At 42.9% G+C, this 20,744-nt stretch carries 19 protein-coding genes and 1 tRNA gene; 15 read left to right on the top strand and 5 right to left on the bottom strand.

The genetic code is table 11. The features are described from left to right. Nucleotides 1-15: 15 nt before the first annotated feature. Nucleotides 16-837, top strand: coding sequence for a 5'/3'-nucleotidase SurE (gene surE / locus DESGI_RS09520; protein WP_006524538.1), 822 nt, complete (start codon nucleotides 16-18; stop codon nucleotides 835-837). 3 nt (nucleotides 838-840) lie between these two features. Here surE and spoVB read toward each other — a convergent pair whose 3' ends face one another. Then, a complete protein-coding gene (spoVB, locus tag DESGI_RS09515) occupies nucleotides 841-2,409 on the bottom strand; it encodes a stage V sporulation protein B (protein ID WP_006524537.1) in 1,569 nt (522 codons plus the stop codon). 290 nt (nucleotides 2,410-2,699) lie between these two features. Here spoVB and fusA point away from each other — a divergent pair, with 290 nt between their 5' ends. From fusA to DESGI_RS26425, 3 genes are all read left to right on the top strand, one after another. Next, nucleotides 2,700-4,721: an elongation factor G gene (gene fusA / locus DESGI_RS09510; protein WP_041285357.1), complete on the top strand. Its 2,022-nt coding sequence runs from the start codon at nucleotides 2,700-2,702 to the stop codon at nucleotides 4,719-4,721. A 433-nt stretch (nucleotides 4,722-5,154) separates the two neighbouring features. Beyond that, complete coding sequence (gene panB / locus DESGI_RS09505; protein ID WP_006524535.1) at nucleotides 5,155-6,018, top strand: 3-methyl-2-oxobutanoate hydroxymethyltransferase; 864 nt, start codon at nucleotides 5,155-5,157, stop codon at nucleotides 6,016-6,018. A gap of 69 nt (nucleotides 6,019-6,087) precedes the next feature. Then, nucleotides 6,088-6,192 (top strand): aminotransferase class V-fold PLP-dependent enzyme, encoded by a 105-nt coding sequence (locus DESGI_RS26425; RefSeq protein ID WP_353740035.1) that lies wholly within the window; start codon nucleotides 6,088-6,090, stop codon nucleotides 6,190-6,192. 60 nt (nucleotides 6,193-6,252) lie between these two features. Here DESGI_RS26425 and DESGI_RS09500 read toward each other — a convergent pair whose 3' ends face one another. Both DESGI_RS09500 and DESGI_RS09495 read right to left on the bottom strand, forming a co-directional pair. Further along, a complete protein-coding gene (locus DESGI_RS09500; RefSeq protein ID WP_006524534.1) occupies nucleotides 6,253-6,432 on the bottom strand; it encodes a hypothetical protein in 180 nt (59 codons plus the stop codon). Nucleotides 6,433-6,572: 140 nt separating this feature from the next. After that, nucleotides 6,573-6,648: transfer RNA gene (locus tag DESGI_RS09495), tRNA-Trp, on the bottom strand. A gap of 139 nt (nucleotides 6,649-6,787) precedes the next feature. On the opposite strand from DESGI_RS09495, the gene DESGI_RS09490 reads away from it, so the two are divergent. The 11 genes from DESGI_RS09490 to DESGI_RS09445 all read left to right on the top strand — a co-directional run bounded on the left by DESGI_RS09490 (nucleotide 6,788) and on the right by DESGI_RS09445 (nucleotide 17,891). Next, the gene (locus DESGI_RS09490; RefSeq protein ID WP_006524533.1) at nucleotides 6,788-7,723 is read left to right on the top strand and encodes a D-alanine--D-alanine ligase; all 936 of its coding nucleotides are present in this window, start codon (nucleotides 6,788-6,790) and stop codon (nucleotides 7,721-7,723) included. 249 nt (nucleotides 7,724-7,972) lie between these two features. Then, a complete protein-coding gene (locus DESGI_RS09485; RefSeq protein WP_006524532.1) occupies nucleotides 7,973-8,998 on the top strand; it encodes a hypothetical protein in 1,026 nt (341 codons plus the stop codon). Between the two features lie 125 nt (nucleotides 8,999-9,123). Then, entirely contained in the window at nucleotides 9,124-9,312 is a 189-nt protein-coding gene (locus tag DESGI_RS09480) for a hypothetical protein (RefSeq protein WP_006524531.1), read from the top strand. Between the two features lie 54 nt (nucleotides 9,313-9,366). Next, entirely contained in the window at nucleotides 9,367-12,117 is a 2,751-nt protein-coding gene (locus DESGI_RS09475; RefSeq protein ID WP_006524530.1) for a UPF0182 family membrane protein, read from the top strand. Between the two features lie 36 nt (nucleotides 12,118-12,153). Next, nucleotides 12,154-12,303 carry a hypothetical protein gene (locus tag DESGI_RS25165; RefSeq protein WP_006524529.1) on the top strand — a complete coding sequence of 50 codons (150 nt, stop codon included), beginning with the start codon at nucleotides 12,154-12,156 and terminating at the stop codon, nucleotides 12,301-12,303. Between the two features lie 164 nt (nucleotides 12,304-12,467). Further along, nucleotides 12,468-13,244 carry an alpha/beta fold hydrolase gene (locus DESGI_RS09470; protein ID WP_006524528.1) on the top strand — a complete coding sequence of 259 codons (777 nt, stop codon included), beginning with the start codon at nucleotides 12,468-12,470 and terminating at the stop codon, nucleotides 13,242-13,244. Nucleotides 13,245-13,277: 33 nt separating this feature from the next. After that, nucleotides 13,278-14,375: a 6-phosphofructokinase gene (locus DESGI_RS09465; RefSeq protein WP_006524527.1), complete on the top strand. Its 1,098-nt coding sequence runs from the start codon at nucleotides 13,278-13,280 to the stop codon at nucleotides 14,373-14,375. 129 nt (nucleotides 14,376-14,504) lie between these two features. Further along, a complete protein-coding gene (locus tag DESGI_RS09460; RefSeq protein ID WP_006524526.1) occupies nucleotides 14,505-15,380 on the top strand; it encodes a radical SAM protein in 876 nt (291 codons plus the stop codon). A gap of 89 nt (nucleotides 15,381-15,469) precedes the next feature. Next, entirely contained in the window at nucleotides 15,470-15,991 is a 522-nt protein-coding gene (locus tag DESGI_RS09455) for a hypothetical protein (RefSeq protein ID WP_006524525.1), read from the top strand. Continuing rightward, nucleotides 15,988-17,178, top strand: a complete 1,191-nt coding sequence (locus DESGI_RS09450) for a glycosyltransferase family 4 protein (protein ID WP_006524524.1) — start codon at nucleotides 15,988-15,990, stop codon at nucleotides 17,176-17,178. Before DESGI_RS09455 ends, DESGI_RS09450 begins: the two co-directional genes overlap by 4 nt. Nucleotides 17,179-17,351: 173 nt before the next feature. After that, nucleotides 17,352-17,891, top strand: a complete 540-nt coding sequence (locus DESGI_RS09445) for a DUF2179 domain-containing protein (RefSeq protein WP_006524523.1) — start codon at nucleotides 17,352-17,354, stop codon at nucleotides 17,889-17,891. Nucleotides 17,892-18,404: 513 nt separating this feature from the next. Here the strand turns inward: DESGI_RS09445 and DESGI_RS09440 are convergent. Both DESGI_RS09440 and DESGI_RS09435 read right to left on the bottom strand, forming a co-directional pair. Then, entirely contained in the window at nucleotides 18,405-19,019 is a 615-nt protein-coding gene (locus DESGI_RS09440; RefSeq protein WP_015617965.1) for a 2Fe-2S iron-sulfur cluster-binding protein, read from the bottom strand. Between the two features lie 21 nt (nucleotides 19,020-19,040). After that, complete coding sequence (locus DESGI_RS09435) at nucleotides 19,041-20,735, bottom strand: (2Fe-2S) ferredoxin domain-containing protein (RefSeq protein ID WP_015617964.1); 1,695 nt, start codon at nucleotides 20,733-20,735, stop codon at nucleotides 19,041-19,043. Between the last annotated feature and the right edge of the window lie 9 nt (nucleotides 20,736-20,744).

Raw genomic sequence — 20,744 nt, 5'->3', positions numbered from 1 at the left:
TTGACGGAGGATACCATGCGCATATTAATTAGTAATGATGACGGTATTAATGCCCCGGGTTTGCAAACACTTAGAAAATCTTTATCCACTCTGGGTGAAGTGCTGGTGGTGGCGCCTGAGAAGGAAAGAAGCGGCGCCGGGCATGGCATAACTTCACATAAACCGCTGCGCCCTAAGAAAGTTAACTTTTCGGATGGTACTTATGGCTGGTCACTGAACGGCACACCGGCAGATTGTGTTAAACTAGCCGTTGAGGCATTAATGCCCCAAAAACCAGATATTGTTGTTTCAGGTATCAACCGGGGCGCCAATTTAGGTACTGATGTGCTTTATTCCGGCACAGTATCCGCAGCCATTGAAGGTATAATTAATGGCTTTCCATCTGTGGCTATATCATTGGCCAGCTTTGAAAGCGATGACTATAGCCAGGCTGCTGCTTTTGCTTCGCATATTGTGCCATTACTAGTTGACGCCAGTAGTGAAATGAAACGCATTTTAATTAATATCAACGTGCCCCCGGGTAAGCCCCAGGGAGTTCAGGTAACCAGACTTGGAATGAGACGTTATATTAATGTTTTTCATAAAAGGACCGACCCACGGGGAAATATTTATTACTGGATGGCCGGTGAACCCGAAGACACAATGCCCGAGTACCCGGCTATGCAGCCAGATTTTAAGGAAGGTGCTAATATTGCGCATCCTGCCGTGGACGTTGATATAGATGTAAAGGCAGTAAAAAGTAACTATATATCTATAACACCGCTGCATTTTGACTTAACTGATTTTGCTGCCATAAAGCAAATCGATAAAATGATCCAAAATAAATTCCCTTACTAAATTCTAGCGTCTATTGAACTTAAACAGCATGCCAAATTTTTGTCTGTCCTGGTCATTTATACCGCCGGTTATCTGCATTAATACCAGGTATGTAAATCCACCGGCCAACAGGGTAATTACCAACACCAAGCCATCGTGAATACCATACCCGTACATTATTTTTTTTGTATAAATAATTAATAGTGACATACCCAGTGCCGCTACTAATGGTTTTAAAACATTTTCCCTGGCGGAGAGCGTAAACAGACCCATTTTGAAAAGATGCAGCATATTTAAAATGGGCATAATAATGAAACCAATGGCCACAGCAGCAGCAGTCCCCCCCATACCCAACTGCGGCACTGCCGTCAAGTAATAAATACCCATGATACACACCAGCGATGATGCTACCAGGTTTTTAAAGGGCACATCAGCCTTACCCACACCCTGCAAAATACCCGTAGTGGTTTGCTGCAGGTATAAAAACGGGCCGGACAGCGCTAAAACCTTTAAAATGGCACCGGCCTGGACGTAACCAAAAAGAACACCACAAAGCTCGTCCGCCAGCAAAAGAAAAATAAAAGCTGCAGGCACCCCCACCTGTAAAGTTAATCTAACAGCGTCTAATATGCGCGACCTGGCCAAAGCCAAATTGTTGGCGGCTATGGCATCGGACATGGCCGGTACCAATGAAGTGGCCAGTGCCATGGTTAAAACACCGGGCATAAACAGCAGAGCCTCGGCGATTCCTATAAATTGCCCATACGCGCTGGTGGCCTGTTCTATCGATAGCCCGGCGACCTGCAGCCGCTGTGGTATTAATACAGCCTGTATAGACATCAGCGCTGTGGCTACAATCCTGGTAAGGGTTACTGGTATGGCCAGCGTAAAAATCTTTTTCATACTATTGCCCAAATGATAAATTTTGCGCCACGACCCTGGTACGTAATGCAAGGCTATTGGTCTATAATTGGCATAAATGCGCAGCATAAGAACAAAGCCCGTTAATTCCCCCAATATAACCCCCACGGAAAGACCAACTGCAGCATACTCAATACCCAAGGGAAGCATGATATAGGCAAAGACCAGTCCTGACACCACCCGTACCAATTGTTCAATTGTCTGAGTAATGGCTGTAGGGGACATTTGCTGCAAACCTTGGAAAAAGCCACGAAAGGCGGAGCACAAAGTAACAATGATAATTCCTGGCACCAAACTGATCAGACAATAATACACCCTTGGATTGGGGAAATAGGACTCCGTCAGAATAGGTGCAGCAATAATTAAAACCACGGTAAAAAACAAGCTGGTAATTAACAGTATGAACAAAGAAAGCTTAAAAATCCTATAAGCGCCGGGTATATTATTATTGGCTACCTCTTCGGCTACGAGTTTAGCTATGGCCAGGGGTATTCCGGCACTAGCCAGCACCAGCATCATAATATATACCGGGAATACTATATTAAACAGCCCTACACCTTCGGGACCAATTAAACGTATTATGGCTATTTGATAACCAAAGCCTAAAAAACGGTTAATTAGACCAGCTATCAATAAAATAAAGGCTCCTTGCAAAAAAGAATACCCCGCCATATATTACCATCCTTTCCAAGGCTAGAATATATTTATGTCAATAGGCGTTAGACTATGAAAAACCAGCGAAAACTAACAAAAAATTTTTTTTGTATACTATAGAAAACAAGGATTTTAAGCTTAGCTTGTAGAAGTACTGAATGCTAAACAGGAAAACCCGTTTCTTGGCGGCCAAGGAGCCCTTCCGGGCTATTTTTGTGTTTAAAACCAATTTTGGCCAGTTTTGGATACCAATAAGTATAGAAAAGGGGTTTGAGGGAAACCATTATTTACAAAAGGAGGCACGTGTTTTGAAGAATTATACTACCGAACAACTCCGCAACATCGCCATTGTGGGTCACGGTGGTGCGGGAAAAACATCTCTGGTGGAAGCAATGCTTTTTAACACCGGAGTAATAAATCGCATTGGCCGGGTAGAAGACGGCACCACCGTGTCAGACTACCATCCTGAAGAAGCACAGCGCCAATCCACGGTGCATACCAGCCTGGTACCCGTAGAATTAAACAGTGTTAAATTAAACCTTTTGGACACCCCCGGTTTTTCCGATTTTATAGGCGAGGTAAAGGGTGCTTTACGGGTAGCTGATACAGCTATGTTTGTACTCTCCGCCGTGGATGGCGTGCAGGTGCAGCATGAACTTATCTGGAAATTTGTTCAAAAGTCTGAGCTCCCCCGGGTGGCTTTCATTAATAAAATGGATCGGGAAAACGCTAGTTTTTCCAAGTTACTAGATGATTTAAACGCCAAGTTTAAAGCCAACTTTGTTCCCATCAATTTTCCCATTGGTGACGGACTGGATTTCAAAGGGATCATGGATGTGCTCAACCAAAAGGCTTACGAGTTCGGCGGTGACGGGAAAGCTAAGGAAATCGCTATTCCCGATGAACTCCAGGATCAACTGGAAGAGTATCGTGAAAAGTTGGTGGAGGCCGCAGCCGAAGGCGACGATGACCTGACCATGAAATATTTAGAAGGAGAAGAATTAACTCCGGAGGAAATTAAGTCAGGATTGCACAATAGTATTGCCACTGCCAAGGCTGTACCGGTGCTATGCGGATCGGCGACCAAGAATATGGCCATTTCAGATTTAAGTGGCTTTTTGTCCCAGTATCTACCGGCACCCAAAAACGAAGACGGTCCAATGGCCGCATTGGTATTTAAAACACTGGCCGACCCTTACGTAGGCCGTATGAACTTCATCCGTGTTTTCCGCGGATCTTTAAAGGCAGACTCCCAGGTGTATAATGCCATCAAGGAGAAGAACGAGAAAATTGGTCAGGTATTATTTGTGCGCGGTAAACACTCAGAGCAAACTCCCCAGGTTTCTTGCGGCGATTTGGCAGTAGTGGTCAAATTAACCGACACCAGTTCCGGAGATACCCTGTGCGATAAGGATAATAAAGAGGCTCTGGAGGGGATTGACTTCCCGGTGCCTAACTACACCCTGGCCATAGCCCCCAAGAGTAAAAACGACGAGGATAAGCTGGGTGATGCAGTCCATAAACTGCTGGAAGAAGATCCTTCGCTCCGGGTGGAAAAGAACATTGAGACCAAGCAAACCCTGCTCACCGGTATGGGTGAAGCCCATGTAAACATTATGATCAGTAACTTAAAACGTCGTTACGGTGTTGACGTGGTCACCGAAGAGCCCAAGGTACCCTACCGGGAGACCATCCGCGCCAAAGTAGAAGTAGAAGGTAAACATAAGAAACAATCCGGTGGCCGTGGTCAGTATGGTCATGTCTGGATAAGGTTTGAGCCGTTGGCTGAAGGCGACTTTGAATTTAATGAAGAAGTCTTCGGCGGTGCCGTGCCCCGCAACTACTTCCCGGCAGTGGAAAAAGGATTACGGGAGACAATGGTGGAAGGTGCCCTGGCAGGTTACCCAACGGTGGGATTAAAAGCCACATTATATGATGGTTCCTACCACAACGTAGACTCATCTGAAATGGCCTTTAAAATTGCTGCATCATTAGCCTTTAAAAAGGCAGTTCCTATGGCCAAACCAGCCATACTGGAACCGATTATGTATGTAGAAGTAACTGTACCCGACGAATTCATGGGGGATATTATCGGCGACTTTAACACCAAGCGCGGTCGCGTGCTTGGTACAGACCAGGTTGAAGAGGGCACCGTAGTAAAAGCCCACGTGCCGCTGGCCGAAATGTTCAAGTATGCCAATGATCTTAAATCCATGACCCAGGGACGGGGCCAATTCAAGATGGAATTTAACAGTTATGAAGAGGTGCCCGCTAAACTGGCCGAGGATATTATACAAAAGGCCAAAGCCGAAGCGGAAGCAGAAAAATAGACATAGCACTGAAAATAGGCCGGTTTGTTTATAAGTTTATAACCGGCTTTTTTTATGCCATTTTTACTGTAGTAAGAATTATAACAATATTGTCACAACATTGTTAGTATGTTAAAATAATTCAAGGTTTGGGCGGTATCTGATTAGAACCGCACCACTTGTTTGGGTTGGTTGGGTAGGTGATGCGTTTTGGATTAAGCTAACATACCTCCGCTTGGAGCCGGTAGGACCGAGACGGGTTTGTACAAGGGATATTTATATCCTTCGGACTTGTCCGGAGGTTTTTTTGTTATTCGAACATAATTTTCCCAATAATATTATGTCCTTTAACTCTATAAAGAACCAAGCCGAACTTTTAAATTTTGGAAGCATTATATTAATAATTATATAATTTACAGAAACAATAATGCAAAATGCATAAGGAGTGAATGTAGTGGAAAAACAAAAAGCCAATATATTAACATTTAAGGAAATGAAGAAGCAGGGTAAGAAAATCACTATGGTGACCACATATGATTTTGCCATGATGTCACAAGTGGACAAGTCCGACATAGATATGATACTGGTGGGCGATTCGGCAGCTAATACCATGATGGGCTATGAAGGAACGGTGCAAATTGACCTGGATACCATGCTGGTTTTTTGCAAAGCCGTAGCCAACGCGGGCAAACACACTTTCCTGGTAGGAGACATGCCCTTCATGACTTATGAAATAAGTACGGAGCAAGCAATGGCCAACGCAGGCCGGATGATTAGGGAAGGGCGCATGGATGCTATTAAGCTGGAAGGCGGGGAACGCATAGCCCATACCGTGGCCGCCTTAGTCAGGGCCGGTATACCAGTGATGGGCCATATTGGCTTAACGCCACAGAGCGCCGCCCAGCTGGGTGGTTTCAAAGTGCAGGGCAAAAACCTCCAGGATGCCAAGCAAATAATAAAAGATGCGCTGGCCCTGGAAAGGGCGGGTGTATTTGCCATCGTCCTGGAGGCCATACCCGGCCCGGTAGCCAAAATTATCACTGAAAGCGTTCAGGTGCCAACAATCGGCATCGGGGCCGGAAATAACTGCGATGGCCAGGTGCTGGTCATCCACGACCTTTTAGGCTTGTTTGACAGGTATATTCCCAAGTTTGTTAAACGTTATGCCAATTTGGGTGAAGATATGCAAAAGGCGTTAAATACCTATGCCAGCGAAGTGCGCGAAGGCGCATTCCCGGACAAGGAACATTCCTTTAGCATGCCCCAGGATCTAGTAGAACAGCTGACGGCGGAGCTGCAAGAAGAGGGTATATTATAAGTATTAACAGTCGTTACCAGCCATGGTGGGAAATAGATATGTGTCGTTAGGCAAATTAAGCTATGGCTGATGTTCACGAATGTAGTACAAGCGGTTGGACATATTCCTGTTGATATAACGGATTTAGACGTAGATTTACTGACCGCATCAGCATATAAATTTTATGGGGCCTAAAAGCGTTGGAATTGTCTGTGCACAACTCACTATATAAATAACCTCCGGTAGCACCGGAGGTTATTTGTGAGAACCCGTTACTGTAGATTTTGGGTTAAAGGTTTTTAACGTAACTTTTTTCCTAAGACGATTATTTATCTTAATCTTTTCCATTCGATAATCACGTTCACTCTCTTGCCAGGCTTTATTGAATTCAGGATCTTGAAGTAGTTCTTTTATGTGACGGTTTAGGTCATCCATAGTTAGGGCCTCCTTTCTTTGCTAACAATGGACAAGCGTTTTTGAGCTATTTCAAATTCACGTTCTGTGAACACATATACAAATCTGTCTACCAGGGGGTAAAAATGAAAAATACCAAAGCCCGAAAGCCTTGGTATTACTGGCAGGGGAGACAGGACTTGAACCCGCAGCCCACGGTTTTGGAGACCGTTGCTCTACCAATTGAGCTACTCCCCTAAAACTTATTTAATTACCGTAACAAAAGTAATTATAAAATAATATTTACGGCCAGTCAAGGGAAATATGTGGAGCATAAAGGATTTTTGCGAACCCAACCGAATATATATAAACAATTACTATTCTCGGAGGTGGCTTAATGGGCCCCAAAATCGGTGTTTTACTGGGCGGGCGTTCGGCGGAAAGGGAAGTATCATTGCGCACTGGAGAAGCAATCCACCGGGCATTACTGTCCATTGGTTATGATGCGGTAAAAATCGATGTAGATAATAACATAGTGGAAAATTTAAAAGCCCAGCAAATTGAGCTGGCTTTTATCGCCCTGCATGGCAAATATGGTGAAGATGGCACCGTTCAAGGTCTATTGGAGATGCTGGATATACCTTATACCGGATCCGATGTATTGGCAAGTGCCATTGCCATAAATAAAATTGCCACTAAAAAGATATTATTATACGAAGGATTACCCACTCCCGAATTCTTTACCGTATCACGCAGCCAGTACAGCAATGACGCAATGGATACCATCGCCGAAAAAATCATAGCTATGGGTTTGCCTGTGGTGGTAAAAGCAGCCACCCAGGGTTCAACCATCGGCATCTCATTTGTTCGTCACAGGGATGATATAAACAGTGCCATCGAGCAGGCTTTTCAGTACGATCCCAATGTACTGGTGGAAAAAATGGTGGATGGTGTAGAGGTAACTGCCTCTGTGCTGGGCAATGAGAATCCCCAAGTACTGCCTTTAATTGAGATTTTTTCGACCACAGGGGTCTATGACTATACAGCCAAGTACACTGTAGGATTAAGCGACCATATTATACCGCCCCGGCTGCCAGATGATGTACAACAAAATATAAAAGAACTGGCTTATAAAGCATACCTGGCCATTGGCTGCCGGGGACTGTCACGAGTGGATTTCATGGTAGACCAATCCGGTCATCCTTATGTTTTAGAAGTCAACACCATACCCGGCATGACAGAGACCAGCCTATTTCCTGACGCGGCAAGGGCGGCGGGCATATCATTTGAAGCATTGGTAGGCAAAATAGTAGAGCTGGCCATGGAAAAGTAACCCATTGCCTCTGGTGAGCGACCGGCCAATGGGCAGGTCGCTCTAAATACTATAATCCATGCATAACAAACGTGGACAAGTATCATGGAGTGAGTTTACATAATATTTGTTTCACTGGGAAAATCCAATTTACAAAATGTTTACTATAAAGCTGCCGATGATAATTATTATCATATTTTGCCAGTTAAATCTTAAATTATTTGGTCTTAGCAAATAAACTAAATTTATAAATTGCAAGGAGGAGAAGATATGTCCATAAAGTTTACTAAAGATTTAAAAGAGTCCAGTTTTTTGGACCCAATGAATAATTTCGAACCTAAAACCGTAGTCAGCGAGATACGCCATGACCCGCTAACGGGACAAATTTCCCGCATATTTCCTTTTCGCAAGTTTAATATACACAACCACGACTGGACACCCTTTGTGGAAGAGTCCAGGCAAAAATTTTGCCCGTTTTGCCCCGATGTATTGGAAAAGGTAACACCTATGTTTTCTGCAGACATAGCCCCCGAGGGACGCATCAAACTCGGTGATGCAACAGTAATCCCCAATTTAAACCCTTATGAAAAATACGCCTCACTGGTAGTCATGTCATGCCGCCATTACATTGCCATGGAGGAAATTGAAACAGAGTTAATCATCAACAGTTTCCGGGCCGGGTTGGACTATTTACAAAGAGTAACAGCGTTAGATCCGGACGAAGCCCGCTATGTATCTATTAACTGGAACTATATGCCTTATGCCGGAGGTTCATTAATCCACCCCCATTTACAAATACTGGCCGGTAAGGAACCATGCACATTTGACAAACAGTTGATCAATGCTTCCGAAAAATATTTAAGTGATTATAAGAGTAATTACTGGACCGATCTAATTAATAGCGAATTAAAAGCCAAAGAAAGGTATGTCGGCCAAACCGGTAAGGTACACTGGCTCAGCGCATTTGCGCCACGACACGTCGGCGATATCATGGGTATATTGCCGGGCAAGAAAACCATACACGATATTTCCGACGATGATTTATATGATCTTGCTGTAGGTCTGTGTAGGGTAATTAAATTCTATAAACAAAGCAACATCACTTCCTTTAATGCTGCCTTGTATTTTGCCCGATCTGAACATGCCGGTTTTTCCATTCACGCCAGGATTGTTGGCAGGTTTACCATATTCCCCCTTGTGGGCAGCGATATTACCCATATGCAAATTCTGCATGATGACCCCTGGACGGTAATATTACCGGAAGCCATCGCCCAAGAATTAAAAACCTACTTTTAAAATAAATTGCTGGTCTGAACGCATAAGTGCCGCTTGTTTTCAGGGGCACGGTTTAAATCCGGGCAGGAATCACACATCCGGCGGAGAATATTATGTTATAACAACATGCCCGGAGGTGAGCCTAAATGGCTATGAAAAAATGTATTATGTGCGGTAGAATGTTCGATCCAGACCAGATCGTAGAGGATAATAAAAACCCTTTCCTTGATGACGACGAAGATATGCCCAAAAAGGTACCTTCTTTTTGCCAGTTGTGCGAAGCAAAGATACGTCATGAGGCAGATGACATTAAAAAGCCATCTAAACCAATGTAAACTGCGATAACTTAACATACCTGTTTTTGGTTTTATAATTAAGGAGGAGATTTATTGCAAAAAGGCTTTAAGTGGCTAATAAGTATAGTTGCTGCAGTTTTAGCAATAATCCTGCTTGTAGCTTGGTGGGGTTCGCATCTTTATATTGATTGGCTGTGGTTCCAGTCTCTTGGTTATAGTAATATATTTAAAACAATATTGCTTTCCGAGATAGGACTGCGAGTGCTGGTAGGGTTAATAGCATTTCTGTTTATCTTTATTAATTTAATGCTAACAAGAAAATCAGTACTCCAGAGCATAAGTGCCCGCCAGATTAATAAAACTGACGATGATATTATAACAATTCACCAATCACCCCTAAACAAGTATTTAACACCGCGTTTACTTACCTTAACCTACCTGGCCATCAGCGCCGCCCTGGGTATATTCGTAAGCACGGCGGTAACCGGTGATTGGGTTATAGTGCAAAAATTTTTGCACAGCACCGCCTTTGGCGTTACCGATCCTATTTTCAATAATGATATAGGCAAATATATTTTTAATCTGCCATTTTATCAGTTCCTTTACAAGCTGTTGACTTGGTTCATTATCTTGTCCGCCTTCACCGTGGCTATGGTATACTTTCTGGCAGAAACCGGCAGAGATGGATTGGGTAAAATTTTTAATTCCATGGCTGCCAGGCTGCATCTGTCTTTTTTAGCGGCGCTTTTTTTCTTGGTTCGTGCCTGGGGTTATCGATTAGAACAATATATGCTTTTATATTCCGGCAACGGTGTCACTTTTGGACCAGGTTATACAGATATTCATGCCCGGTTACTGGCATATAAGGCATTATTTTTCATTGCCCTGCTCATTGCCGTGATTATCATTATCAACATTTTTTTACGCCGGTTTAAACTTATCCTTTACAGCATTGGCGGTTTATTCTTGGCATCAATACTTTTAGGCAGCATTTATCCATCAGCAATTCAAAGTCTTATAGTAAGACCAAATGAGCTGAACAAAGAGTCACCCTACATTGCCAACTCCATAAAATACACCAGCATGGCATACAACCTGGACCGGGTGGAGGTAAAAAAATTCCCTGCGGGACAGGTACTCAGTAAAGCCGATATAGAAAACAACCGGGAAACGGTAAACAACATAAGACTTTGGGACTGGCGGCCACTGAGCGAAACATACCAACAATTGCAAGAGATTAGACCATATTACGAGCTGGAAAATATCGATATCGACCGCTATACGATTAATAGTGAATACCGGCAGGTCATGTTGGCAGCCAGGGAACTTGACCAGGCACAATTGCCGGATAACGCTAAAACTTGGATTAACCAGCGGCTGAAATACACCCATGGTTATGGCTTAACTATGAACCCCGTCAACAAAACGACCTCGGAAGGACTGCCGGAGCTATTTATCAAAAATATTCCTCCCACCAGCGCCGTTGATAAAAATATAACACGGCCCGAAATATATTTTGGTGAGTTAACGGATAATTATGTGATAGTAAACACAAAAGCCGAGGAGTTTGACTACCCGGTGGGAACCGAAAACGCCTACACCACCTACGAGGGTGACAATGGCGTAAAGGTAAATGGATTTTTACGCAAGGTAATTTTTGCACTGGCCTTTGCCGACTATAAAATGCTTCTGGCCAGTGATGTTGAGAATAGCAGCCAAATATTGTATTACCGCAATATCCAGGACAGAGTTCCCAAACTGGCCCCTTTTCTCAATTACGACAGTGATCCGTATTTAGTGATTGATAATGACGGTGCTCTTCACTGGATGTGGGATGCCTATACCACATCGAACATGTATCCCTATTCAGAGCCTTACAAGGGTGGGAACAACTACATTCGCAATGCGGTAAAGGTAGTAGTCAACGCCTATACCGGACAGGTGGATTTTTACGTAGCTGATGCTGAAGATCCGGTTATACAAACTTATGCTAAAATATTTCCCGGTGTTTTTAAGCCGCTAGATAAAATGCCAGGAGATTTAAGGGAGCATATCCGTTATCCCATTGACCTTTTTAATATTCAGGCGGAAAAATATACAGTCTATCACATGACCAATACTGAAGTATTGTATAATCAAGAGAATAGATGGAACCTGCCTACTGAAAAGTTTTATAATGAAGAAGTAGAGTTGGAACCCTATTATAACATTATCAGGCTGCCGGAAAGTGAAAAGACGGAATATGTTTTAATACTGCCTTTTACGCCAAACAACAAAACAAATATGATTGGCTGGATGGCTGCCAGGTCTGACGCACCTAATTACGGCGATCTGCTCGTATATGAGTTCCCCAAACAGGAATTGGTATACGGCCCCATGCAAATAGAGGCCCGCATCGACCAGGATACTGTAATTTCCCAGCAGCTGACGCTGTGGAACCAGCGGGGATCATCAGTAATCAGGGGGAACATGCTGGTTATACCTGTCAAGGACTCTTTACTTTACGTGGAACCGCTGTATTTACAATCTGAACAAAGCAGAATGCCGGAACTGCGCCGGGTGATCGTTGCCCATCATGACCAAGTTGTCATGGAACCCACTTTGGATATCGCTTTGAATAGAATTTTCGGCACTGCGGTTAATGATACCGGCCCCAATGAACAGCAGCAGCAGCCGCCCACAGACGAAGTGCCGGTGGCAACGCTTAGAGATTTAATAAACACAGCTAACAATTTATATAATGAAGCCCAAAGCAAACTGCAAAATGGCGACTGGGCGGGGTACGGTGAAGCAATTGGCAAATTAAAAGAAACACTAAATGATATGTCCGCACAGGCGGAATAGCGTTATAATATTTACAGGGAAGGAGATGAGCAGATTATGTTTTTTGAAAGCTGGTGGCAGGGATTAGTATTCGGCGTGGTTACTACCACCGCAATGCTGGCCATTTGTTATGCCTTTGCATTAAAATGGAGTAAATTTACCGGGGAGAACAACAAGCCTAAACAATCATGCAATGTCCACCACTAAAACATTTTATGCTAGTGTCCAAATAATTTTTAGTATTACTGCCGACCTTTAGGAGCGAAAAATGGCAGCGTTATTCAGAACACTAGCAACCGGTTTCCTGAAATTTAGCATAAGCCACCGGTTCTAAAAATACCGGTGGCTTTTTTATAATGGAGGGTTTATCAATGCCTAAAGTTGTTATCGAAAGTAAAATGTATCATTATGCGGCCGGGGTTCCCCCCCAGAATAATATCCAATGCGCCATTGTATTTATCCACGGTGCAGGGGGCAGCCATAAACACTGGGCCTATCAAACCACAGCACTGGGCAAAAAATTTCTAACCATAGCCGTTGACCTGCCTGGGCATGGTAACTCGGAAGGAAAACCATACAATAAAATTGAGGGTTATGCTGATTTTATATTTGACCTGACCGAGCGGGTTCTGGGCACCAAGTTTGTTATAGCCGGTCATTCCATGGGGGGAGCCATCGCCATGGACTTTGCCCTTCGTTATCCTACTAAACTGAATGGACTTATTTTAATTGGCACCGGGGCTCGCTTGCGCGTTGCATCCGCTATATTAGATACCTTTGCAGCCGGCAAATTATTTCCCGATTTAGTTAATTATGCTTACAGCGAAGCGGCGAGCCCTGAACTAATAAAACAGGCCAAATGGGAAATGGAAAATACCGACCCCAGTATATATTATAATGATTTTATGGCCTGTGACGGGTTTAATTATATGGAGCGTGTTCAGGCCATTAATACACCCACACTGGTCCTCGGGGGCGCTGCAGACCGTTTAACACCGCCTAAGTACAGCCAATATCTAGCGGATAATATCCCCAACTCACAATTAGAAATAATTGAACAGGCAGGTCATATGATCATGTTGGAAAATCCCCAGCAAACAAACACTTGTATTGAGCATTTTATAACCAGTATGGCATCAACGGTTTAATGTTCTATCAAATATATTTAGGGAGGGATATACATGGCTAAGTCTGTGGTTAAACGCATTGGAGTTCTGACCGGGGGAGGCGATGCACCCGGTTTAAATGCCGTAATCCGCGCTGTTGTAAAAACTGCCATCCAGGAGTACCAAATGACCGTAGTCGGTTTTGAAAACGGTTTTGGTGGTTTAATTAAAAATCAAGCCCGGGAATTGACCGAGGCGGACGTAGTGGGCATATTACCAAGAGGTGGAACCATTCTCGGCACCACTAATCGTGATAATCCATTCCATTACCCGGTGGTTAAAGGCAATGAAAAAACTTTTGCTGATGTATCGGACCGGGTTTTTGAAAATATCAGCATTCACGGCATTGAGGCACTCATCGTGATAGGCGGTGATGGTAGCCTGGCTATTGGTAAAGAATTATATGATCAGGGTTTAAAGGTTGTAGGAGTTCCCAAGACTATTGACAATGACCTTTCGGCCACCGACCAGACATTTGGTTTTGATACCGCCCTCACCACTGCCTCTGATGCCATTGACAAACTTCATACCACAGCTGAATCCCATCACCGGGTTATGGTGTTGGAGGTAATGGGACGTTACGCAGGGTGGATAGCACTGGCATCAGGTTTAGCCGGCGGGGCCGATGTTATTTTAATACCTGAAATACCGTACAATATGGATATTGTAGTGGAAAAGATCAATGCCCGCAGCCGTGAAAAGAAAAAATTCAGTATCATAGTAGTGGCCGAGGGCGCCAAACCCCTGGGTGGTGAAATGGTGGTCAGCAAACATGTAGAAGACAGTTTTGATCCCATACGATTGGGCGGCATCGGCAATGTGGTGGCTCAGGCTGTTGAATCCGCCACCGGCAAAGAATCTAGGGTGACTGTGCTGGGACACCTGCAAAGAGGTGGGTCACCAACAGCATATGATCGCATTTTAGCCACCCGCTATGGCACAGGAGCGGTAAATTTAATCGCCGAAGGCCAATTCGGCAGCATGGTATGCCTCAAAGGCCAGAACATTAAGTCAGCGCCACTGGAACAGGCCATAGGTGAATCGCATACAGTGCCCGTTGATGGGGAATTAGTCAGGGTAGCCAGGCAGCTGGGTATTTGTCTGGGCGATTAATACAACGATGATAGATTATAAATTTATATTTTATTTATAGGGAAAAGGGTGCTATAACTGATGCAAAATTGAGAAGGTAATACATTGGTATTCAGAATGAGAAAACAAAGAGAGGAGTGTTATTTTAGTATGCATCTGGAACCACCGGTATTCAGACCGCCCAGTGAAGCATTTAGCCTTATACTGCAGCTTACCATTGGATGTCGGCATAATGCCTGCACTTTCTGCGGTAGTTATAAACGCAAAAAATACCGCATTAAAGATTGGGAAGAAATAAAAAATGACATTGATGTATGTGCATCTCAAATGACGGGTGTTCAAAAGGTTTTTTTAGCGGACGGCGACGCTCTGGCGGCAGCCACACCCCTTATATTAAAAACTTCTTTTCACATTAATAAAAAATTTCCGGGTCTAGAGAGAATTAGCATGTACGCTGCTCCTAAAGATATCCTGGAAAAGTCAATGGATGAGTTAAAGGATATTCGAGCCGCAGGTGTTAAGTTATTATACATGGGCGTGGAAAGTGGCAGTGACAATATTCTGCGAGCCGTTTGCAAAGGAGTAACTGCCGAGGAAATGATACAGGCAGGTAAAAAGGCTCTTCAGGCGGGTTTTGAACTATCAGTGACCATCATCAACGGTCTAGGGGGTACTGCATTATGGGAGGAACACGCCAGGGAAACCGCCAGGGTCATTAGCGCTATGAATCCCACTTATCTAAGTGCGCTGACGTTGATGCCGGTTCGCAATACAGTATTATATCGCCAAATACAAGAAGGAAAGTTTGTATTGCCCGATGCCATGCAAATGCTACAGGAAATGAGATGCTTGCTGGAACACATAAATTTAACTAACTGCGTTTTTAGGACCAATCACGCATCTAATTATCTACCGCTGCGCGGGGTTTTAAACAGAGATAGGGACAGTCTAATAGCCATATTGGATCGGGCCATAACCCAACCAGGAGCAATACCTTTAAGGCCAGAAAACAGCAGGGGACTATAAACTTTAATAAATACAGTAAATCATAAAGCAATTGCTTGTATTTTATGGTAATATATACTTATATTACCATAAAAAGGGGGCAATTGCTTTTGTTCATTAAAACTTTAATTTCTTTTATTATTTGCGTTTTCTTATCATTAAGTTATTTCATTAACTGCTCTATCGGCAGCTGTTCCGTTGTTCAATGTTCAGTTAGATCGCAAAACTTTTTTTACGATGCTGATAATCAAGAAATTACACAGTTAATCAAACAAGCGGTGGAATATGAATGGTGGACAGAAGGAACTCATTACCGGGTGGAACTAAGCAAATTATTTGCATCTCCTACGTTGGAAAAGATTACAAAACAAGTGGAGCAATATAGAGAAACAAGTACAGATTGGTACAGCTTGACTTTTTTAGAAAACTGTCATATTGTTTATAACAATGGTAATATAGCCATAGCTATAGCCTATTTAACAGAAACCGATGTTATAACACATAGTGTACAAACGGGCAGGGGAGTGTTTATTTTAAATAAAATAAATGAAGGTTGGCGCATTAAAGAAATGGATTGTTACTGGTACCATGATAACAACCATCCATTATCCCGGGAGGTGACTAATCTTTGAGCCTGAAAATAGGCATCTTTACAGACAGTTACCGGCCGTATACCAGCGGAGTGGTCCGGTCGATCGAAACATTCTCTGAGGAATTAAAGGCTCAGGGTCACGAAATTTTCATTTTTGCACCCGACTACCCGAATCAACATCAACAGCAATTGAAAGAAAACGGGGTATTTAGATTTTCTTCCATACCAGCACCGACAAACCATGATTTTGCCCTGGCTGTACCATTTTCCATACGACTGCGCCCTACCTTGAAGAAAATTGGACTGGATGTCATTCACGTCCATTCACCTTTTTTACTGGGTCGTTTGGGAGCACGCTGCGCCAAAAAATTGAATATACCACTGGTATTTACATTTCATACTCTTTATGATCAATATGTTCATTATGTGCCCATAGGGCAAAATATAACTAAAGAGATTACCAAAAAGTTTTGTACAGATTTTTGCAACCACTGCGATTTGGTAATCGTACCCACCGACATTATTGGTGAACATTTGCAAAAATGGGGGGTAAACACCGAAATAAAAACGTTACCCACCGGTATAAATATCAGCAGCTTCAAAACCAATGAAAAAAATTGGCTGCACCAAAAATTTAATATCGATAGCGACGAAAAATTATTAATATCCGTAGGCCGTTTGGCCAAAGAAAAAAACTTTTCATTTATTGTCAAAAGCTTTGCAGACATCAATGCTGCTTTCCAAAACACTAGATTAATACTGGTGGGCGGCGGTCCTGAAAAAGATGCGCTGGTAACTCTGGCTGATAGGCTTGGGATTTTAGAAAAGGTTATCTTCACCGGCACATTATCCAAAGAAGAAATGGCCAAAGCATATAATAGTGCCCATATTTTCGTTTTTGCATCGGTTACTGAAACCCAGGGACTGGTGGTGGGGGAGGCTAAAGCGGCAGGGTTACCAACAGTGGCAGTTAAAGCCTTTGGCATATCCGAAATGGTGGTACACGGTGTTGATGGATTTTTAACAGAATTAGATACTGACCAGTTTGTAAATAAAGTAAAATTGCTATTGGGCGACGAAAATTTGCATTATACAATGAGTCAAAACGCCATAATGAATGCTGAATCTATTTCATCACAACATTGCACAAAAAAATTACTACAAAACTATTATTACGTAATGGAGAAATGCAATAAAAATAAGTTAATAGCACCTAAAACAAGTTAGCAAGTAAAAAGCAAATGATATTAAAGTGGGAACACATATATGTTCCCACTTTAATATATTAAGTTTATAATTGTGCTCATACTTACGAACATACTGTATTTATACTTTAATGCTATACTCACTATGGACTTATAAATCTTATAAACTTAATAAATTTGGAGGATAGGTTAGCAATGGAGCAGTGGCTACCAATACTATTCGGTTACCTGTTTATTTTTGGGGCCAGAGTTATAGATATGTCCCTGGACGTGATACGCATATTAATGTTAATGCGTGACCGCAGAATTTTAGCTGCCGTAATTGGTTTTTTTGAGGTTACCGTATTTGTACTGGCATTAAACGAAGTTCTAAAGGGTGGTTTGAATGACCCGGGCAAAGTAATCGCCTACGCGGGCGGTTTTGCAACTGGAAACTATATAGGAAGCTTGATAGAAGAGCGACTGGCCATGGGGTTCTTATCAATACAGATATATCCGCCCATGAGTCTTGTAAATGATATTACTAATCAAATGCGCAACGAAGGTTTTGGTGTAACCAGCGTAACCGGTTGTGGACGAGATGGTGAAAGAATAATATTGTTTGTTTTAATAAAAAGGAAAGATCTTAGTAAAGCAATGAAAATAATTAATCAAATTTGCCCGGAGGTTTTCTTTAACGTCTCTGATGCCAAAAGAATTCATGGTGGCGTATTCCCAGTAAAGAAAGGCAAGTAAAGCGTTAAGTTTACATAATACAATTAATGCTCACAATTAATGCTCATAAGGTTTCCCGATATGGAAACCTTATTTCATCACCCGAAAATGCATATCAGAGATCATACAGGTTGTCAAACCGTGCGGTAAACCAGTTTTTCCAATCATGGCCCTAAACGCAACAGTAATCTTTAACAATTATGCTTGACAATTATAATCAAATATAATCGAATTTTAAATATTAGTGACTGCACTTATATAATCATTTTGCCAAAGTTTTATTTTAGCCCAGATGTTTTAACAGCGTTCATTACAACAGTATGACTACTAGCTGCCGTCATATTCCAGAGATTAGTAAAGGTTTTAAAACACTTGTCAGAAATGGGTATGCTGCTCTTATTAGTTTACATAATATCTATTATCGGAAGTAATTTATTAAGAAAATACCGGAGGCAGCATAGAATTTCAGAATAAATCCCAAAATTCTATGCTGCCCCAATTTTGATTTCGTTCCACAAGGGTATTAATTGTATACTATTCCGCCGGCACGGGTTCCGAAGAAAGAGAGAAAAACGCAAGTTCTTTTGTTAAAACGAAAGCTGCTTGTAACGCCTCTGTAGGACAAAGCGGAAAACATTCTTTACAATTCCAGCACTCCTTAGAGGCTATCTCTGGAATAAAGCTTATCTCCCGTTTTGTTCCTTTATCAACAAATTCAATAGCATGCTTCTTTTTAACCTCAGCACAGTATCTTACACATAAACCACAATGAATGCAAAATGAAGGTTCTTTTTCAAAACGGTTTTTGTCTGCGCCATACTCTTGTGCCAAACCCTGCAATTCCCTGGCTTCAGGAGCATGGGCCAGTAACAATTCTAAAATCATTTTGCGAATCTTGTCTACCTTCTCAGACCTGGTTCTTACGATTAAATCTTTTTCCACCGGGTAAAGGCAGGAGGCAACAAGCTTGGTTCGACCGCGAACTTCTGCTTCTACTGTGCAAAGGCGGCAAGCACCATAAGGTTCTAATATCTCGTGGTGACAAAGTGTCGGAATCGATATTCCCGCCCCTTGTGCTGCCTCTAAAACGGTCATCCCGCTCTCTGCTGCAACTTCCCTTCCGTCAATTTGTAAAATAATTTCACTCATTTTTTCTTTGCTCCCTTTAGGTTATAGTTCTCCCTTCTTCAGCTCCTTGCAGAAAAGAGCCGGGCACCGTTTATCCTTGATGTGCGCCTCATACTCATCTCTAAAGTACTTTAACATGCTCAATAATGGTTTAGGGACACTCCTGCCCAACGAACAAAGAGCTGCTTCACCAACTACCCCGGCTATTTCCTCCAAAAGCTCAATGTCCCCTTCTTTTCCTTTTCCATCGGTGATATCAGTGAGGATTTTAAGCATCTGCCTGATACCTTCACGGCATGGTACACATTTGCCGCACGATTCACCACTGAGGAAATCAAGGAAGTACCTGGCGACTTCAACCATACAGTTATCTTCATCCAATACCAGCATGTCGCCTGCGCCCAGTGAAGTGCCCAGTTTTGAAAGCACATCGAAGTCAAGTGGACTATCGATGAGACTCTCGGGAATAGAACCTCCCATAGGTCCTCCAAAGTGAACTGCTTTAAGTTTCTTTCCGTTTGGTATTCCACCACCAAAGTTATAGATAATCTCTTTAAGCGAGGTACCCATGGGAACTTCCACGACTCCTGTATTACATATATTACCTGATAAAGATATTAGTTTTGTTCCCTTGCTCCGCTCTGTCCCGATACTGCTATACCATTTTGAGCCATTATTAATTATCTGAGGCACGTTAGCCCAGGTCTCCACGTTGTTTAAGTTACTGGGCTTATTCCAAATACCACTAACCGAAGTACGAATATATTTGGGTCTTGGTTCCGGTGCTTTCCCTTCTATTGACCTCATTAATGCACTGGACTCGCCGGAAACGAATATCCCTACATCTAGATGCACCTCAACATTAAAGTTGAAGCCGGAGCCAAGGATATTTTTACCTAAGAGTCCGTACTCCTTTGCCTCAGATAGGGCAATATCAATATTTTCTCTTAGCTGAGGGGTATCATGCCGGGTATAGATAAATCCCTGATGTGAACCGATGGTATAGGCTCCGATGATTAAGCCTTCCAACACGAGATGCGGGTTCCCAGTGAAGAGGGCTCGATCCATAAACGCCCCGGGCTCACCCTCGTGAGCATTGACAATTACATACTTTTCTTCTCCGGGCGCGTTTCGGGTAGTCTCCCACTTCGAACCGGCAGGGAATCCACCGCCGCCCCGGCCGCGCAAGTTGGCTTTCTTTATTTCTTCAAGGACTTGCTCGGGGTTCATCGCAAAAAGCGCTTTGGCTAACGCAGAATAACCGCCAATTGCCAGATAATCTTCTATGCTTTTGGGATTAATTTTAGGGTTATTGCCAATAAGTAGCCGCGATTGATTCTTGTAAAAAGGTATCTCAAATTGATGCACTGCTTTTGCACCAGTGTTGGGATCGGTGTAAATTAGTCGATCAATCACTTTCTTTCCAACTACAGTCTGAGTTATAATCTCCGGTACATCCTCCGGCGTTACTTCCAAATAGCAGATTTCTTCAGGATAGATAACAACAATAGGTCCTTTTTCACAAAAGCCATGGCAGCCGGTTGCTCTAATATCAACTTTAGTTTCTAAGGATTGTTTCCTGATCTCTTCTTCAAAAGCGCTGATAACCCTGTCGTTGCCGAGGCCGAGGCAGGCGATTCCCGCGCATATGGCAATACAAGGCTTATCGGGTTCTATTTTTGATAAGATACCCTTCCTAAGTTCTTCCAATTCAGCGACTGAATTTATACGTGCCATAATGCTCCC

The sequence above is a fragment of the Desulfoscipio gibsoniae DSM 7213 genome (genome assembly GCF_000233715.2).
Taxonomy (GTDB): Bacteria; Bacillota; Desulfotomaculia; order Desulfotomaculales; family Desulfallaceae; genus Sporotomaculum; species Sporotomaculum gibsoniae.
The sequence above is the reverse complement of the archived record's forward strand: the minus strand, read 5'-3'. Positions and strand labels throughout refer to the sequence as shown.

Bases quoted from the DNA above. Each gene is read 5' to 3' on its own strand.
- surE (WP_006524538.1), top strand. From the start codon at position 16: ATGCGCATATTAATTAGTAATGATGACGGTATTAATGCCCCGGGTTTG.
- spoVB (WP_006524537.1), bottom strand. From the start codon at position 2,409: ATGGCGGGGTATTCTTTTTTGCAAGGAGCCTTTATTTTATTGATAGCT.
- DESGI_RS26425 (WP_353740035.1), top strand. From the start codon at position 6,088: ATGTTCACGAATGTAGTACAAGCGGTTGGACATATTCCTGTTGATATA.
- DESGI_RS09500 (WP_006524534.1), bottom strand. From the start codon at position 6,432: ATGGATGACCTAAACCGTCACATAAAAGAACTACTTCAAGATCCTGAA.
- DESGI_RS09490 (WP_006524533.1), top strand. From the start codon at position 6,788: ATGGGCCCCAAAATCGGTGTTTTACTGGGCGGGCGTTCGGCGGAAAGG.
- DESGI_RS09485 (WP_006524532.1), top strand. From the start codon at position 7,973: ATGTCCATAAAGTTTACTAAAGATTTAAAAGAGTCCAGTTTTTTGGAC.
- DESGI_RS09480 (WP_006524531.1), top strand. From the start codon at position 9,124: ATGGCTATGAAAAAATGTATTATGTGCGGTAGAATGTTCGATCCAGAC.
- DESGI_RS25165 (WP_006524529.1), top strand. From the start codon at position 12,154: ATGTTTTTTGAAAGCTGGTGGCAGGGATTAGTATTCGGCGTGGTTACT.
- DESGI_RS09470 (WP_006524528.1), top strand. From the start codon at position 12,468: ATGCCTAAAGTTGTTATCGAAAGTAAAATGTATCATTATGCGGCCGGG.
- DESGI_RS09465 (WP_006524527.1), top strand. From the start codon at position 13,278: ATGGCTAAGTCTGTGGTTAAACGCATTGGAGTTCTGACCGGGGGAGGC.
- DESGI_RS09460 (WP_006524526.1), top strand. From the start codon at position 14,505: ATGCATCTGGAACCACCGGTATTCAGACCGCCCAGTGAAGCATTTAGC.
- DESGI_RS09445 (WP_006524523.1), top strand. From the start codon at position 17,352: ATGGAGCAGTGGCTACCAATACTATTCGGTTACCTGTTTATTTTTGGG.
- DESGI_RS09440 (WP_015617965.1), bottom strand. From the start codon at position 19,019: ATGAGTGAAATTATTTTACAAATTGACGGAAGGGAAGTTGCAGCAGAG.
- DESGI_RS09435 (WP_015617964.1), bottom strand. From the start codon at position 20,735: ATGGCACGTATAAATTCAGTCGCTGAATTGGAAGAACTTAGGAAGGGT.